General features: G+C 69.1%; 16 protein-coding genes. 6 read left to right on the forward strand and 10 right to left on the reverse strand.

What is annotated here, in order from left to right:
- Positions 1 to 204 precede the first annotated feature (204 nt).
- Both yihA and E4V01_RS00860 read left to right on the forward strand, forming a co-directional pair.
- On the forward strand, positions 205 to 864 hold the full coding sequence (gene yihA, locus E4V01_RS00855) for a ribosome biogenesis GTP-binding protein YihA/YsxC (protein ID WP_060769861.1): 660 nt from the start codon (positions 205 to 207) through the stop codon (positions 862 to 864).
- Positions 861 to 1,232: a DUF423 domain-containing protein gene (locus tag E4V01_RS00860; protein WP_135297077.1), complete on the forward strand. Its 372-nt coding sequence runs from the start codon at positions 861 to 863 to the stop codon at positions 1,230 to 1,232. Before yihA ends, E4V01_RS00860 begins: the two co-directional genes overlap by 4 nt.
- A gap of 264 nt (positions 1,233 to 1,496) precedes the next feature.
- On the opposite strand, the gene E4V01_RS00865 is transcribed toward E4V01_RS00860, so the two are convergent.
- The 6 genes from E4V01_RS00865 to E4V01_RS00890 all read right to left on the reverse strand — a co-directional run bounded on the left by E4V01_RS00865 (position 1,497) and on the right by E4V01_RS00890 (position 8,763).
- Complete coding sequence (locus E4V01_RS00865; RefSeq protein ID WP_060769859.1) at positions 1,497 to 2,936, reverse strand: short-chain fatty acid transporter; 1,440 nt, start codon at positions 2,934 to 2,936, stop codon at positions 1,497 to 1,499.
- Positions 2,937 to 3,032: 96 nt separating this feature from the next.
- A complete protein-coding gene (locus E4V01_RS00870) occupies positions 3,033 to 3,764 on the reverse strand; it encodes a glyoxalase superfamily protein (protein WP_135297078.1) in 732 nt (243 codons plus the stop codon).
- 171 nt (positions 3,765 to 3,935) lie between these two features.
- A complete protein-coding gene (locus E4V01_RS00875) occupies positions 3,936 to 4,613 on the reverse strand; it encodes a metallophosphoesterase family protein (RefSeq protein ID WP_135297199.1) in 678 nt (225 codons plus the stop codon).
- 59 nt (positions 4,614 to 4,672) lie between these two features.
- Positions 4,673 to 5,020 (reverse strand): hypothetical protein, encoded by a 348-nt coding sequence (locus E4V01_RS00880; protein WP_135297079.1) that lies wholly within the window; start codon positions 5,018 to 5,020, stop codon positions 4,673 to 4,675.
- A gap of 95 nt (positions 5,021 to 5,115) precedes the next feature.
- Positions 5,116 to 7,740, reverse strand: a complete 2,625-nt coding sequence (gene clpB / locus E4V01_RS00885; protein WP_060769855.1) for an ATP-dependent chaperone ClpB — start codon at positions 7,738 to 7,740, stop codon at positions 5,116 to 5,118.
- 228 nt (positions 7,741 to 7,968) lie between these two features.
- Complete coding sequence (locus E4V01_RS00890) at positions 7,969 to 8,763, reverse strand: MOSC domain-containing protein (RefSeq protein ID WP_060769854.1); 795 nt, start codon at positions 8,761 to 8,763, stop codon at positions 7,969 to 7,971.
- A gap of 135 nt (positions 8,764 to 8,898) precedes the next feature.
- Here E4V01_RS00890 and E4V01_RS00895 point away from each other — a divergent pair, with 135 nt between their 5' ends.
- Positions 8,899 to 9,675, forward strand: a complete 777-nt coding sequence (locus E4V01_RS00895) for an MOSC domain-containing protein (protein WP_135297080.1) — start codon at positions 8,899 to 8,901, stop codon at positions 9,673 to 9,675.
- 22 nt (positions 9,676 to 9,697) lie between these two features.
- Here E4V01_RS00895 and E4V01_RS00900 read toward each other — a convergent pair whose 3' ends face one another.
- A complete protein-coding gene (locus tag E4V01_RS00900; protein ID WP_060769852.1) occupies positions 9,698 to 9,922 on the reverse strand; it encodes a hypothetical protein in 225 nt (74 codons plus the stop codon).
- A gap of 397 nt (positions 9,923 to 10,319) precedes the next feature.
- Between E4V01_RS00900 and argB the strand changes: the two genes are divergently transcribed.
- The 3 genes from argB (at position 10,320) to E4V01_RS00915 (ending at position 12,486) form a co-directional block, all read left to right on the forward strand.
- Positions 10,320 to 11,216, forward strand: coding sequence for an acetylglutamate kinase (gene argB / locus E4V01_RS00905; protein WP_060769851.1), 897 nt, complete (start codon positions 10,320 to 10,322; stop codon positions 11,214 to 11,216).
- 86 nt (positions 11,217 to 11,302) lie between these two features.
- Complete coding sequence (locus tag E4V01_RS00910) at positions 11,303 to 12,049, forward strand: pyrimidine 5'-nucleotidase (protein WP_135297081.1); 747 nt, start codon at positions 11,303 to 11,305, stop codon at positions 12,047 to 12,049.
- Positions 12,046 to 12,486, forward strand: coding sequence for a metallopeptidase family protein (locus E4V01_RS00915; RefSeq protein ID WP_135297082.1), 441 nt, complete (start codon positions 12,046 to 12,048; stop codon positions 12,484 to 12,486). The genes E4V01_RS00910 and E4V01_RS00915 overlap by 4 nt, the downstream gene beginning before the upstream one ends.
- Before the next feature lie 4 nt (positions 12,487 to 12,490).
- On the opposite strand, the gene E4V01_RS00920 is transcribed toward E4V01_RS00915, so the two are convergent.
- From E4V01_RS00920 to E4V01_RS00930, 3 genes are all read right to left on the reverse strand, one after another.
- Positions 12,491 to 13,723: a peptide ABC transporter permease gene (locus tag E4V01_RS00920; protein WP_135297083.1), complete on the reverse strand. Its 1,233-nt coding sequence runs from the start codon at positions 13,721 to 13,723 to the stop codon at positions 12,491 to 12,493.
- Positions 13,724 to 13,921: 198 nt separating this feature from the next.
- Entirely contained in the window at positions 13,922 to 14,452 is a 531-nt protein-coding gene (locus tag E4V01_RS00925) for a DUF2937 family protein (protein ID WP_135297084.1), read from the reverse strand.
- A 66-nt stretch (positions 14,453 to 14,518) separates the two neighbouring features.
- The gene (locus tag E4V01_RS00930; RefSeq protein ID WP_060769846.1) at positions 14,519 to 14,779 is read right to left on the reverse strand and encodes a hypothetical protein; all 261 of its coding nucleotides are present in this window, start codon (positions 14,777 to 14,779) and stop codon (positions 14,519 to 14,521) included.
- Between the last annotated feature and the right edge of the window lie 5 nt (positions 14,780 to 14,784).

Genomic DNA, 14,784 nt, shown 5'->3' on the forward strand with positions numbered 1-14,784 from the left:
TCGTCCTGGACGCTTGATCCGAGACGATGCCCTAAACTATTGTTTTGCATCATCTTCATCCGAAAGCCGACCACCTCCTTTCGGGACGATGCTCTAGCGGGGAGGAGGTCGGCGGCGGGGTGGTGCGGAATGCGCCGCCGAGCATCGGCCGGCATCCCCCCATCCCTCCCCTTGCCCGCAAGGGGGGAAGAAGCGCGCAGCCTCATGACCGACGACGCCACAGACGCCCCCTCCCCCGAGCTGCTCGAAGCCGGCCGCCTGCTGTTTGCCGGTAGCGCGGACTTCGCCACCGCCGCCCCGGCCCTCGGTGCGTTGCCGCCGATGGAGGGTGTCGAGATTGCCTTTGCCGGCCGCTCCAATGTCGGCAAGTCGAGCCTCGTCAACGCCCTGACCGGGCGCAACACCCTCGCGCGGACCTCGCACACGCCGGGGCGCACCCAGCAGCTCAACTTCTTCCGGATCGGCGAGCGCCTGACCCTCGTCGACATGCCGGGCTACGGTTACGCAGCGGTGGAAAAAGCCAAGGTCGAGGCCTGGACCAAGCTGATTCACGCCTACCTCAAGGGCCGGTCGAACCTCGCGCGCGTCTACCTGCTGATCGATTCCCGGCACGGCCTCAAAGAGATCGACACCGATCTGCTCGACGGGCTCGACAAGGCTGCGGTCTCCTATCAGATCGTGCTGACGAAGGGCGACGCGCTGAAAAAGGCCGAGATCGACCGGCGCATCGCCGGCATCCATGCCGCGCTGGCCAAGCGCCCGGCGGCCTATCCCGAAGTGCTGCTGACCTCGAGCCGCGACGACCGCGGCGTGGCGGAACTGCGCGCCAGCATCGCCCGGCTGCTGCAGGAGCGCGGCGCGTGACCGGCCTCGACCGCCTTCTTGCCGCGCTCGCGGCGCTGGCCGGCGGGCTCGGCGTCGCGGCGAGTGCCGCCGCAGCGCATACCAGCGGCGGCGAGACGCTGAAGACCGCCGCACAATTCCTGATGTTCCACGCCCCCGCCGTGCTGGCACTCACGGTCCTCGCCGCGACCGGCTTCGTCCGCGGCGGCCTCGTCCGCCTCGCGGCGGCGGCGCTGCTCATCGGCCTCGCGCTGTTCTCGGGCGATCTCGCCCTGCGGGCGCTGACGGGCACACCGCTCTTTCCGATGGCAGCACCCAGCGGCGGCGTCGTGCTGATGGCCGGCTGGCTGCTCGCGGCGGTCGCGATGCTGGTGCCTGCGCGGCGCTGAGAGTTCGCCCCGTCGGCGTCTCATACGGCATCCGGTCGTTCGCTCCGGTCTCGTGCCCTTCTCCGTCATCGCGAGGCGAGGCGTCAGCGATCCAGGGCGCGACCTCTCCGAACAGGGCGGAGCCCTGATTCGCTTCGCGGTGGCTCGCGAGACGGGGGGAACCGGGCCGATCGACCGGACCCCGTATTACGCCTGCCTGTCAGCGCCCGGGGCTACGCCCCGGTCGTGACGGGCGGCCCATAGCGGGACCGCCCGGAGCCCGCATCACCCCGGCAGGACCGGCGGGTGATATTCCAGCGTGAAGGCCAGCGCCCAGAGCAGGAACAGCACCACCGGCAGGTGGACGATGAGCTGGAGGAAGCTGAAGCCGACGATGTCGCGGGCCTTCAGGCCGAGGATGCCGAGCAGCGGCAGCATGAAGAACGGATTGATGAGGTTCGGCAGGGCCTCGGCCGCATTGTAGACCTGCACCGCCCAGCCGAGATGCACCTTCAGCTCGTTGGCCGCCTGCATCACGTAGGGGGCTTCAAGAAGCCATTTGCCGCCGCCCGAGGGGATGAAGAAGCCGAGCAGGGCCGAGTAGACGCCCATGGCGAGCGGGAACGAGCCTTGCGTGTTCATCGCCACGAAGGCGTGGGCGATGACGTCCGAAAGGCTGTGGCCGGCGGCGTTCTTGGCGCCCGTCAGGATCGCGGCGATGGCGGCGTAGAACGGGAACTGGATCAGGATGCCGGCGGTGGCCGGGACTGCCTTGGAGAGTGCGGCCAGGAAGTGCCTGGGCCGCCAGTGCAGCACGAGGCCGGCCATCAGGAACAGGAAGTTGTAGGTATTGAGGTTGGAGATCGCGATCATCCAATCCTGGCGCGCGAACTCCTGGATCAACCAGCCCGCCGCCAGCAGGCCGATGAGGATCGTCAGGACGGGCGCGTGCTCCAGCCACTCGCCGGGCTGCTTGGGCGGGGCGACGCTGTCCTCCTGCTTGGAGACATCGACGCCGAGATCCTGCGCCGTCACCGCCGTCTCACGGCCCGGCGCGGAGGCGAACGCGATGATGGCCGACATCGCCACGAGGATGGCGGCGATCAGGATCGACTGCCACAGGAAGATCGTCTCGCTGAACGGGATCACGCCGGTGATCGGCAAGAGGCCCGGCGGCAGGCTTTTCGGGTTGGCCTGAAGCTGCGCCGCAGACGAGGACAGGCCCATCGCCCAGGTCGCGCCGAGGCCGAGATAGGCAGCGGCGCCCGCCGCGCGGTAATCCATCCGCAAGTCGGTGCGGCGGGCGAGCGCGCGGGCGAGCAGGCCGCCGAAGATCAGGCTGAGCCCCCAGCTCAGGAGCGAGGAGAGCATGGTGGCGAGCGCCACGTATCCGATGGCGCCGCGGCCGGTCTTGGGCACCAGCGCCATCCGGTCGATCAGGGCCTGCATCGGGGCGGAGGTCGCCACCACGTAGCCGCCGATGGTGACGAAGACCATTTGCATGGTGAAGGGAATCAGGGTCCAGAACCCGTCGCCGAAGCTCTTCGACACCGCCTGGACCGGCGCGCCGTTGATGAGCGCCGCCGACGCCACGATGACGACGGCGAGGGCCACGAACACGAAGGCGTCGGGAAACCACTTCTCCGCCCAATCGGTGAAGCGGAGTGCGAGGCGGGCCATGGCCCGCTCCTCGGTCCGCTTGCGGGGCTCTGCGGGCGCATCCATCGGCGTCGGCTCCTCATCCGCGGCGCGAACGGCCGCGGTTAGGCCCTGTTAGAGAGGGAGCCGACGCCGGGTTCAAGCCGGTCCGGTGACGAAACCTCAGCGCTCACAGAAATCGAGATTGGCCGGACGTCGGGGCATCTCGTTCACGTTCCGGGTCTCACCGAGCCGGGTCGTCGTCAGCGGAATCTCCTTCCCGACCGTCTCAATCCGGACCTTCCGCACCCAAGCTCGCCCGTAGCCCTTGAGGAAGAACCCGTAATGGAGACTGGCGGCCTGTTCCGTCACGTCGAGGACGATGCTGCGGCGCGTCCAGTCCGTCGTTCCCTTGAGCGGCCCGTCGGTCTGCCGCTCCATCATGTTGTCGAAACTGAGCCCGCGCCGCTCGTATCCATCGACGCGCATCCACAACGTGGCACCATCGGCGTCTTCGACTTTCAGCTCAGCCGTCAGTCTCAGGCGCTGGCCGAGGAAGTCCTGCGCGCCGATGCTCTGCATGAGCACGGCGATCAGCCCGGTCAGATCATAGCCCTGGCCGCGCGCGACGATGCTCTCGATCAAAGCGGCGCCGGGCCGATCGGGATCGAGGCCGAGGCGGTGCGTGGTGTCGCTGACGGAGCCGACGACATACCAATCCTTCGGCAGCGTCAGCGGCGCCTTTCCCGGCCCCACTGGCTTCTCCAGACGAGCGGACAGGACGTTCCAGTCCGAAAATCCGAATTGGCGGGCGACCAGTTCGAGGCAGGCACTGTGGGGTAGGTCGATGCGGCGCTCGGACAGGGAGGTCCGTAGCGTCCTGGCCATCGATTTGGCGTTCGCTATATCGAGCATGGTCGAGCCTTCGCTTGGGCGCGTTCGGCGTCAGTGCTCGCGTTGCTGACAGGCGGCCCAAACAAGGGGTCGATCCGAGAATCGGCCGTGCGTTCACCGTTCCCCGAGGGGTGCGAGCGGCGGGCCGCACGGGGCCAACGACGCGAAGCTAGGGCGAGTCGGTTCCGACGGTCAAGCCTGGGCCGGCACCCGCAGGAATTCCACCGCCGGCCCCTGCCCGTCCGAAAACACCCCCGCCGTCAGCGCGTTGCCGAAGACCGCCCCGGTATCGAGATTGGTGCGGAACCGGCGGCAGTCCGGCCCGCCGCGGGTCTGCGGTGTGTGGCCGTGGACGACGTGGCGGCCGAAATCGTGGTCCTCGGAGAGGAACGGCTCGCGGATCCAGAGCCGGTTGTGCGGGTCGGGGTCAGGCACCGCGGATTCCGGGCGGAAGCCGGCATGGACGTACCAGCGCTGCGCATCCTCGTGCAGGGTCGGCAGGGCCTCGATCCAGTCGAGCACCTCGCCGGACAGCTCCTCGGGCCCCGAAACGTCGAACGAGGCCAGCGTCTCGGCCCCGCCGTTATAGACCCAGTGGTCGAGGGCGCCGGGCTCGCGCAGGCTTTTGAGCAGCATCTCCTCGTGGTTGCCCATCAGGCAGATCACGTCCTCCGGCTCGCGCCATTGCAGGCGGCGCAGGGTCTCGATCACGCGTGCGCTGTCGGGACCGCGATCGATGTAGTCGCCGAGGAAGACGAGCTTCCTGGCTCGCCCCGACGCATGGGCCTCGATGCGTTCGAGCAGGCGGTCGAGCAGGTCGGCGCAGCCGTGGATGTCGCCGATGGCGTAGGTGATCGTCTCGGCGGTCATCCGCTCGTTGTCGATGGGAATTCGCTGCAACGCAAGACGAGGGCGTCCTGCCCCGATTGTCAGGGGCGGAACACGTCCGGATACGGGCGTTCGAGAAGCGACTTCTGACCGCGGCACCACGCGGCGACCCCCGTCGTCTCGATCTCGGTGCGGATCCGGGCCTGCTCGGCCTTCACGATCCGCATGAAGGGCTCCTTTCCCGCCTGCCGGATGCCGTCCATCAAAACGGTACCCTGCAGCGTTTCGGTGACGCCGACATCGATGCCGACATGCGCCGGGCAACGGTTCTTGAGCGCGGTGATGCGCGCGGCCTCGGCGGCGATCGACCGCAAGGCGGCCGGATCGTCGGCGGAGCCCGCCTGCGCCGATGCGGTCCAGAGCGTGAGCGCGACAGCGATCCGCCTCATCGAGACTCCTTGCCGGCCGGTCGACGCGGGCGCTTCGGATCGCTCCGGATCGGCCCCGGCGCGGTCTCCCGCACCAGGGCCTGTCGTGGACCGGATCAGTTCAGCAGCACGCCCGCCGGCCGTCGCTCGGCGGCGACGTCGCCGATCATCAGCCCGGCCGGGCCGACGCGGACCGGCACCGTCTCACCGTCGTGGATCACCCCGGAGAGGATCGCTTCGGCGAGCGGATCCTGCACGTTCTTCTGGATCACCCGCTTCAGCGGCCGCGCGCCGTAGGCCGGATCGTAGCCCTTGTCGGCGAGCCAAATGCGGGCCTCGTCATCCACGTCGAGGGTGATCTTGCGATCCTCCAGGAGCTTGGCGAGGCGCCCGAGCTGGATGTCGACGATCGCCCCCATCTCCGAACGCGCGAGGCGGTGGAACAGGATGATCTCGTCCACCCGGTTCAGGAATTCGGGTCGGAAGTGGCCACGCACCACGCCCATCACCTCGTCACGCACCACGTCGGTGTCCTGTCCGGCCGGCTGGTTCACCAGATACTCCGAGCCGAGGTTCGAGGTCATGATGAGCAGCGTGTTGCGGAAGTCGACCGTCCGGCCCTGCCCGTCCGTCAGGCGCCCGTCGTCGAGCACCTGCAGCAGGACGTTGAACACGTCCGGATGGGCCTTCTCCACCTCGTCGAACAGCACGACCTGATAGGGCCGGCGCCGCACGGCCTCGGTCAGCGCACCGCCCTCCTCGTAGCCGACATAGCCGGGAGGCGCGCCGATGAGGCGGGCGACCGCGTGCTTCTCCATGTACTCGGACATGTCGATGCGCACGAGCGCGGTGTCGTCGTCGAACAGGAAGCCGGCCAGCGCCTTGGTCAGCTCGGTCTTGCCGACGCCCGTCGGCCCCAGGAACATGAAGGAACCGATCGGCCGGTTCGGGTCCTGCAGGCCGGCCCGCGCCCGGCGGACCGCGGTCGAGACCGCCTCCACCGCCTCGCGCTGGCCGACGACGCGCTTGGCGAGCGCCTCTTCCATCGCGAGCAGCTTTTCGCGCTCGCCCTCCAGCATCTTGTCCACCGGCACGCCGGTCCAGCGCGAGACGACGCCCGCGATATGGGCCGGCGTCACCGCCTCCTCGACCATGCCGTCGCGGGCGACCGCGTTCTCGGCCGCGGCTTCGATCTCGGAGAGCTGCTTCTCCAGGCCGGGGATCACGCCGTAGGCGAGCTCGCCCGCGCGCTGATACTGGCCCTGGCGCTGCGCCGAGGCGAGTTCGTTGCGCGCCTCGTCGAGCTTCTTCTTCAGCTCGGCGGCGGCGCCCAGCTTGTCCTTCTCGGCCTTCCAGCGCGCCGTGATGGTGGCGGACTGCTCCTCGAGATCGGCCAGCTCCTTCTCCAGGCGCTGGAGCCGGTCGCGGGAGGCGGAATCCGTCTCCTTCTTCAGCGCCTCGCCCTCGATCTTCAGCCGCACGATCTCACGGTCGACGTTGTCGAGTTCTTCCGGCTTCGAATCGACCTGCATGCGCAGGCGCGAGCCGGCCTCGTCCACGAGGTCGATGGCCTTGTCGGGCAGGAAGCGGTCGGTGATGTAGCGGTTCGACAGGGTCGCCGCCGCGACGAGGGCGGAGTCCTGAATACGGACGCCGTGGTGCTGCTCGTACTTCTCCTTGATGCCGCGCAGGATCGAGACCGTGTCCTCGACGGTGGGCTCGGACACGAAGACGGGCTGGAAGCGCCGCGCCAGCGCGGCGTCCTTCTCGACATGCTTGCGGTACTCGTCGAGCGTGGTCGCGCCGACGCAGTGCAGCTCGCCGCGGGCCAGCGCGGGCTTCAGCAGGTTCGAGGCGTCCATCGCCCCATCCGCCTTTCCGGCCCCGACCAGCGTGTGCATCTCGTCGATGAACAGGATGATCTGGCCTTCCGCGGCGGTCACCTCCGAGAGCACGCCCTTCAAACGCTCCTCGAACTCGCCGCGATACTTCGCGCCGGCGATCAGGGCGCCCATGTCCAGCGCCAGCAGGCTCTTCTCCTTGAGGGATTCCGGCACGTCGCCGTTGACGATGCGCAGGGCCAGCCCCTCGACGATGGCGGTCTTGCCGACGCCGGGCTCGCCGATCAGCACGGGATTGTTCTTGGTGCGGCGCGACAGAACCTGGATCGTGCGGCGGATCTCCTCGTCGCGGCCGATCACCGGATCGAGCTTGCCCTCGCGGGCGGCCTCGGTGAGGTCGCGGGCGTATTTCTTCAGCGCGTCGTAGGCGTTCTCGGCCGAGGCATTGTCGGCGGTGCGGCCCTTGCGCAGCGCGTTGATCGCCGCGTTGAGCGAGGCCGCGGTTACGCCCGCCGCGGTCAGGATGCGGCCGGCCTCCCCGTCCTTCTCGACGGCGAAGGCGAGGAGCAGGCGCTCGACGGTGACGTAGGAATCGCCCGCCTTCTCGGCGGCCTGCTCGGCGGTGTCGAACAGGCGTACGAGTTCGCGCGTCGCTTGCGGCTGCGCGGCATTGCCCGAGACCTTCGGCTGCTTGGCCAGCCACTGCTCGACCTGCGCGTGGGCGACCCGCGACTGGCCACCGGCCCGGTCAATGAGACCGGCGCAGAGTCCTTCGGGATCGTCGAGCAGGACCTTGAGGAGATGGCCGGGCGCGAGTTGCGGGTTGCCCTCGCGGACGGCGAGATTCTGAGCGGCCTGGACGAAGCCACGGGCGCGCTCGGTGTATTTCTCGAAATTCATGCGTGTTGCCCTTCCCCGGATCGAAGATCTTCCGCCCGCTTTTCGCGGCACGGAGCCTCCGATGCGTTGTCCCGCGGGGTGAGCCCCACCGGGACACCGGCGCTTTAACGAGAGCCGCCGGTAGGGATGATCTGGTGTTGCCTATACGTGACACAAGAGGGAGAGGGCGCCCAAAACGCATCCCAGGCGGGCATTCGGACCAAGCCTGCGCGACCGATGCGTGGCCGTTCAGGCGGCGTCTTCGGCTTGGGGCATCACGTTGAGCCGGTCGCCGACCGCCACGGCGCCGTCGCTGAGCACTTCGAGGTAGATGCCGAGATCGACATGGCCAAAGTTGCGCTTGAGCGCCTTCGGCAGGTTGGTGTCGCGCCGGGCCGTTTCCGGATTCACATCGACGGCGGCGCAGCGCGGCGTGCGGGCGAGCCCACGCAGACGCAAGCGCCCGACCGTCACCTCCCGGCCGACCCAATCCATCTCCGCCCACGGCTCCAGCCCATCGACGTAGATGTTGGCGCGGAATCGCAAGGGATGGACCGCTCCGCCGGTCCGCTCTTCCAGGGCGCGGACCGAAGCGAGGTTGATGAGGGAGACCGCGCGCATGAAGGCCGGCGAGATCACGCTGCCGTCGGTGAACTTGTGGTCGGCCGCCCGCACGAGGCGCGGCCGCCCCTTGGCCGCCGGACCGACATAGGCCTCGAAGAAAAGCTCGACCGCCTCGCGGCCCTCAGGCAGGGTCAAATCCTCGCTGAGCATCGTCGCGCCGTCGCGCGTGATCGTGAGCTGACCGGTCTCGGGATCGAACCGCGTCGCGAGCGCCGCCAGCACCTCGTTGCTGCGCAGCATCAGGAAGTAGCCCTTGTCGAGCGGCTCCGGATTCTGCGGATCGAAGGCCGTGGTGCCGAGCGCGAGGGCGTATTCGCGGTCGAAGGCGAGGCCGGACGCGCGAGCCAGCGTCAGTGCCGGAAGCGGCTCGGCCGAGAGGCCCTTGACCGGATAGCGATAGAGCGCGGTAACCTCGGCCATCTTTCCTCATCCTCCTGACGCGAGGCGGCAGGCTGACCGAGACCGGCGCGTCGGACCATGCGGAATTCTCCGTAGACGGCGCAGGGCCCACCGGCCCGGTTGCAAACTGGGCGCGTCCGGCCTTAGCGAGAGGGGATGAGCCAGAGCCCCGCCCTCCGCATCGCCGCCCTCTACCGCTATCCGGTCAAAGGCCTCTCGCCCGAGGCATTGGAGACGGCCGAGCTGGAAACCAGCGGCTACTTCCCGGGCGACCGGCTCTACGCCATCGAGAACGGCCCCTCCGGCTTCAACGAGACCGTGCCGCGCCACCTGCCGAAGGTCGCCTACCTGATGCTGATGCGCAACGAGGCGCTGGCCCGGCTACGCACCCGGTTCGACGACGCCACGCACCGCCTGACGGTCGAGGAGAACGGGGTGCAGGCGGTGGATGCGGACCTGAGCACGGCGGAGGGGCGCGCGGCGCTCGCCGCGTTCATGAAGGGGTTCCTACCGCAGGAATTGCGCGGCGCGGCGCGGGTGCTGACGGCGCCGCCCGGCTACCGCTTCACCGATTCGCCGGCCGGCTACGTCTCGCTCATCAACCGCGCGAGCGTGGCGGCGACCGAGGATCTCGTCGGCGCCCCCGTCGATCCCCTGCGCTTTCGCGGCAACCTCTATCTCGACGGGCTCGCCCCTTGGGCCGAACTCGACATGGTCGGCCGGGTGCTGGAAGCGGGCGACGTCCGGCTGAAGATCACGAGCCGGACCCAGCGGTGCGCGGCCACCAATGTCGATCCGCAGACGGGCCAGCGCGATCTGTCGATCCCGAAGACGCTCATGCAGGGTGTCGGCCACACCGATTGCGGCGTCTACGCCGAGGTTCTGGCCGGCGGCGTGCTGCGGACGGGCGACGGCCTGCGGGTGATCGGCTGACGCGGGATCAGCGCTTGCGAACTCAGCGCTTGCGAGCCTGGGCGCGGGCCGTGAGCCAGAGCGGCTCCGGCTCGGCGCATGGCAGGAGCGCGGCCACGGCATCGAGATCGACCGCGTAGTTCTCGGTGAGCTGGCGCCAGATGTCGGCGGAGGAGCCTGCGCCCTGGCCGAGGCGCTCGACGATGCGGGCAAGCAGGCCGGGATGCGTGAGACTCGGACGCGGCATCGCCAGATCGGCATTCAGCATGGTCGCCCCCTTGGTTCAATCAGGGGATGATTGATCGCGATGGTTAACCGTCGTTTAAGAGCGCCTCACAAACTCCCGGTCTCTGGCGGTTCTCGCTCCGGCGATGACAGCGCGGCGGGAGTTCTGTGAGCGAGACGAAGCGTCGCCAGAGCATCGTCCCGAAAGGTGGTTGCCGGCTTTCGGAAAAAAGATGATGCGAAAACAAGAGCCTCAAGCATCGTTCGATGGGGCGGCCACCGGCGTCCGACGTGCCGGCGCCGATCGGATGCCCTGACAACGCTCTTCGCTTGGCACGCATCGCGGGATCGCGAGCACGCGGACTCTTCGCTCGGCACGAAGCCTGCGCTAGAAGCCCTGCCGAATCCGCCTCCGCCTCGAGAGAGCCAGGACGACCGCGATGACCGATCCGCTGCCGAACGTGCATGTGCGCGCCGAGATCCTGACCCAGGCGCTGCCGCACATGCAGCGCTACGATCAGGAGATCGTCGTCATCAAGTACGGCGGCCACGCCATGGGCGACCCGGCGGCGGCGGAGGACTTCGCCGAGGATATCGTGCTGCTGGAGCAATCCGGCCTGAAGCCGATCGTCGTGCACGGCGGCGGGCCGCAGATCGGCAAGATGCTGGCCCGGCTCGGCATCGAATCGGAGTTCCGCGGCGGGTTGCGCGTCACCGACGAGGCGACCGTCGAGGTGGTCGAGATGGTTCTGGCCGGCTCGATCAACAAGCAGATCGTCGGCTGGATCGCCGCCGAGGGCGGCCGGGCCATCGGCCTGTGCGGCAAGGACGGCAACATGGTCCGTGCCAAGCGGGCGATGCGGACGGTCAAGGACCCGGACAGCAACATCGAGCAGGCGATCGACCTCGGCCTCGTCGGCGAGCCGGAGCATGTCGAGCGCGGCGTGCTCGATGCGGTGCTGAAGGCCGAGCTGATCCCGGTCCTCGCCCCCGTGGCCTACGGCGAGGACGGCAAGACCTACAACGTCAACGCCGACACCTTCGCCGGCGCCATCGCCGGGGCGCTGCGGGCCAAGCGTCTCCTGCTGCTCACCGACGTGCCCGGCGTGCTCGACAAGGACAAGAACCTGATCCAGGAGCTCACGATCGAGGATTGCCGCCGCCTGATCGCCGACGGCACCATCACCGGCGGCATGATCCCGAAGGTCGAGACCTGCATCTACGCCCTCGAACAGGGCGTCGAGGCGGTGGTCATCCTCAACGGCAAGGTCCCGCACGCGGCGCTGCTCGAGCTGTTCACCGATTTCGGTGCGGGCACCCTGATCCGGCGCACCTGACGGCAGCGCTTCCCAGCGGCTTGCAACTCCCTACATGCGGGACGGGCATCCCCGTCCCGTTTCTCCTTTCAAGCGTAACCTTCCCCTTGCTCCTTCCCGGCGAGAGCCACTTCACCACCTCCGACGCCCGCGGGTTCTCCCACGTCGATACCTGGGTGTTCGATCTCGACAACACGCTCTACCCGAGCGACGCGCGGGTCTGGCCGCAGGTGGACGAGCGGATCACGCTCTACGTCATGCGGCTCTACGGGCTCGACGCGATGTCGGCGCGAGCCCTTCAGAAGCATTTCTACCACCGCTACGGCACCACCCTGAAGGCGCTGATGGTGGAGGAAGGGGTCGATCCGCACGACTTCCTCGACTTCGCCCACGACATCGACCACTCGACGATCAAGCTCGACGAAGCGCTCGGCACGGCGATCGAGCATCTGCCGGGGCGCAAGCTGATCCTCACCAACGGCTCGCGCCGCCACGCGGAACGGGTCGCGGACAAGCTCGGCATCCTCGACCATTTCGAGGACGTGTTCGACATCGCCGACGCCGACTTCATCCCCAAGCCCGACCGCGGCACCTACGAGCGCTTCCTTCTGCGCCACGGGGTCGATCCCCGTCGCTCGGCCCTGTTCGAGGATATCGCCCGCAACCTCGTGGTGCCGCACGACCTCGGCATGGCGACCGTTCTGGTGGTGCCGCCGACACCCGATCCGTTCCGCGAGCTCTTCGAGCAGGAAGCGGTGCAGGAACCGCATATCGACCACATCACCAGCAATCTGGCGGCCTTCCTCGTGCGCTGCGTGCTGCCGGTCGTCCCACCCGAGCCCGCCGCGCCGTGAGCGATGCACCCGCGGGCCACTGGGCCGAGATCAAGGCCCCGAGTCTGGCCGAGATCGAGGCGCTGGCCGAGACCGCCTTCGCCGGCCTGCCGGAGGAATTCCGGGCGCTCTGCGCGGGCGTGCGCATCCACGTCGACGACTTCCCCGACGACGAGACCCTGACCGAGATGGGTTGCGAGTCGGCGTTCGACCTGCTCGGCCTGTTCCGCGGCATCGGGCTGGCGCAGGCGGGCGAGGTCGCCACGGGGCAGATGCCCAACGCGGTCTGGCTCTATCGCCGGCCGCTGCTCGATTACTGGGCCGAGCACGACGAGACGCTGGGCCATCTCGTCACCCACGTCCTCGTCCACGAGATCGGCCACCATTTCGGCCTCTCCGACGACGACATGGCCGGCATCGAAGCGGCGGCGGACGCGACCGAGACGTCGGACGCCTGAGGCTTCAGCCCCGCGCGGGCAGGCGCGGGATCAGCCCGACCTTGGGCCGCCGGGAGCGGAACTGCCCGCGCTCGATCGCCACGAAGGTGAGGATCGCCAGCGCGAGCGTGGTGAGCCACCAGATCGTGGTGAGGCCGACGCCGACGCAGCCGATGGCAAACGCCGTGGCGAAGGCCGCCATGGCGCAGGGCGCCAGCACCGTGGCGTCGCGGCCCGCGCGGTGAATCGCGCCGTAGAGGGCGAAGGCCGCGGCGAAGGCGCCGACGACGCCGAGTTCGTACCAGAACTCGAACAGCATCGTGGTCGGCGCATTGATCGGCAGGATGCCGAAGATCTTTCCGCGCAGGGCCGTCTCGAGGCCGTGGCCGGTGACGAGGCGCACCGGCTCCAGGGTGACGACCTTCTGCCACGCCTTGAGCGCCAGCACGCCCGGCGCGACGGGCCCGAACAGGGCGACACCGATGGGGCGCGCGAGGAACGGCAGCAGCGGCGCGACCACCAGCAGGCCGGCGGCGGTGAGCGCGGTGACGCGCACGCCGAGCGACAGGCGCCAATGCGTCAGCGCGAAGGCGAGCGCCCCGATCGCCAGCGCGAACAGCGCCGTCACGCCCGGCGCCAGCAGCAGCGCGCCTGCGACCAGCACGACCACGACGAGCGAGCCCATGTCGCGGCGGCGCGAGCGCAGCCACGCCACGGCGGGCCAGGCGAGCAGCGCCAGCAGCACTGCGCCGCGCTCCAGGGCGCTGTCGCCGTCCGGGTTGTCCTTGAGCATCGCGTCGCCGAGGAGGTTGATCAGAATCGCGACGATGGCCGCCGCGCCGACGCCCAGCGGCAGCAGGTAGAGGTTGGCCGAGCGCATCCGGTCAGGGAGCGCGAGATAGGCCAGAAGCGTCATCACGACGATGGCAACGAGGTTGGCCAGCCGCTCGCTCGCGGGCGCGGGAAACGGTGTCCAGACCAGCGACAGCGCCGACCAGAACAGCACCAGCATGCCGGCCAGGAAGGACGGCGCGGTCAGCAGCCGTTTCAGGGCCGGACCGATGGCACGCTGATGCTGGTCGATGGCGCTCGCGGTGATCAACAGGACGACGGCGATGGGTGCCAGCACCACGGTGGCGCGGCGCGAGACCTGCGCGGCCACCGGCAGCACCACGAACAGGCCGAAGAAGCCGATACGGCGCAGCAGGGCCGCCGCGTCGAGGGCGGGATCGACGGTCGTGGTCGGGGGACGCGGCATGATCAGGGGGGACCGGATCCGGCGCCCCTGCGGAGTGCGGGCGCTTAGCCTACACCTAGTGCAGGCGGGTGGGCCGGGCTGTAGAGGCGCTGCAACACCCAGAGCATCATCCCGAAAGGTGGTTGGCGGCTTTTGAGAAAAAGATGATGCAAGAAGCAGGGCCGAAGCAGGAGCTTCGGGATCAGCGCGCGATTTGCCTCAAACCGGCGTGGTTTGCGGCCGCGGGCGCCGCCGACGGCGGGCGAGGTGGCGGCCGACATCGCTGGTGACGCGCCAGCCGCCCCAGGCGGCGAGGAAGCCGAGCAGCCCGGCGACGAGGCCGTCCGCCGTGGTCGGCACCGCCGGCTGATAGTCGCGATAGGCGGCGCGGGCGATGCTCATGTCGAGATCACGGGCCATCACGCTGAGGCGTCCGAGCGGGCTCGCCGCCGTGTCGAGGGCGAGCTTCTGCGCCTCCAGCCGCTTCAGCCGCTCGACATCGCTCCGGGCCGATTCGCCGCGCCGGGCGATGAAGGCGTCCGGGTTGGTCCGTAGCAGCGCCAGCGCCTCGTCCCGGCTGCGGCCCGTGGCCTGGGCGTCGGCATCGAGGGAGGCGATAGAGCGGCGCAGCTCGTCCAGGGCCCCGCCGAGGCGCTGGGTGTATTGCTGGGCGAATTCCGGCGCCTGCGCGGCGATGACCGCCGCGAGCAGTCCGAAGGCAAGGCCGAGCGTTCGGACGACACGGAACATCAAAACTTCCTTCGCGGGGGCCACTCGGTTTGTAGGGCAATCCGCGGCGCCGGGGAGGGTCGCGGTTCAATCTTGGCCGAGGGCGGCCGCCACATCCGCCTCGCTCAGGGCGTCGAGCGCCCCGGCGATCTTCACCGCCCGCGTCTTCTCGCCGGGCGGGAACAGCAGGACCACGGTCTCGGTGCCGGGACAGGCCGGATCGGTGCAGACGATCTCGCTCACGCTCATCGCCGTTTCCGGGCCGTAGCCGCCCGCCTTCCGCAGCCACGCCTCCACCCGCCGCCGGGCGGCGGCGTCCGGCTTCGGAGCGCGTCCGAACAGGGCCACGGCGC

The organism is Methylorubrum sp. Q1, assembly GCF_004683995.1.
Lineage (GTDB): Bacteria > Pseudomonadota > Alphaproteobacteria > Rhizobiales > Beijerinckiaceae > Methylobacterium.

What these genes read in the sequence shown, in the direction of transcription:
- yihA (WP_060769861.1), top strand. Translation starts at nt 205, where the DNA reads ATGACCGACGACGCCACAGACGCCCCCTCCCCCGAGCTGCTCGAAGCC.
- E4V01_RS00865 (WP_060769859.1), bottom strand. Translation starts at nt 2,936, where the DNA reads ATGGATGCGCCCGCAGAGCCCCGCAAGCGGACCGAGGAGCGGGCCATG.
- E4V01_RS00870 (WP_135297078.1), bottom strand. Translation starts at nt 3,764, where the DNA reads ATGCTCGATATAGCGAACGCCAAATCGATGGCCAGGACGCTACGGACC.
- E4V01_RS00875 (WP_135297199.1), bottom strand. Translation starts at nt 4,613, where the DNA reads ATGACCGCCGAGACGATCACCTACGCCATCGGCGACATCCACGGCTGC.
- E4V01_RS00880 (WP_135297079.1), bottom strand. Translation starts at nt 5,020, where the DNA reads ATGAGGCGGATCGCTGTCGCGCTCACGCTCTGGACCGCATCGGCGCAG.
- clpB (WP_060769855.1), bottom strand. Translation starts at nt 7,740, where the DNA reads ATGAATTTCGAGAAATACACCGAGCGCGCCCGTGGCTTCGTCCAGGCC.
- E4V01_RS00890 (WP_060769854.1), bottom strand. Translation starts at nt 8,763, where the DNA reads ATGGCCGAGGTTACCGCGCTCTATCGCTATCCGGTCAAGGGCCTCTCG.
- E4V01_RS00895 (WP_135297080.1), top strand. Translation starts at nt 8,899, where the DNA reads ATGAGCCAGAGCCCCGCCCTCCGCATCGCCGCCCTCTACCGCTATCCG.
- E4V01_RS00900 (WP_060769852.1), bottom strand. Translation starts at nt 9,922, where the DNA reads ATGCTGAATGCCGATCTGGCGATGCCGCGTCCGAGTCTCACGCATCCC.
- argB (WP_060769851.1), top strand. Translation starts at nt 10,320, where the DNA reads ATGACCGATCCGCTGCCGAACGTGCATGTGCGCGCCGAGATCCTGACC.
- E4V01_RS00920 (WP_135297083.1), bottom strand. Translation starts at nt 13,723, where the DNA reads ATGCCGCGTCCCCCGACCACGACCGTCGATCCCGCCCTCGACGCGGCG.
- E4V01_RS00925 (WP_135297084.1), bottom strand. Translation starts at nt 14,452, where the DNA reads ATGTTCCGTGTCGTCCGAACGCTCGGCCTTGCCTTCGGACTGCTCGCG.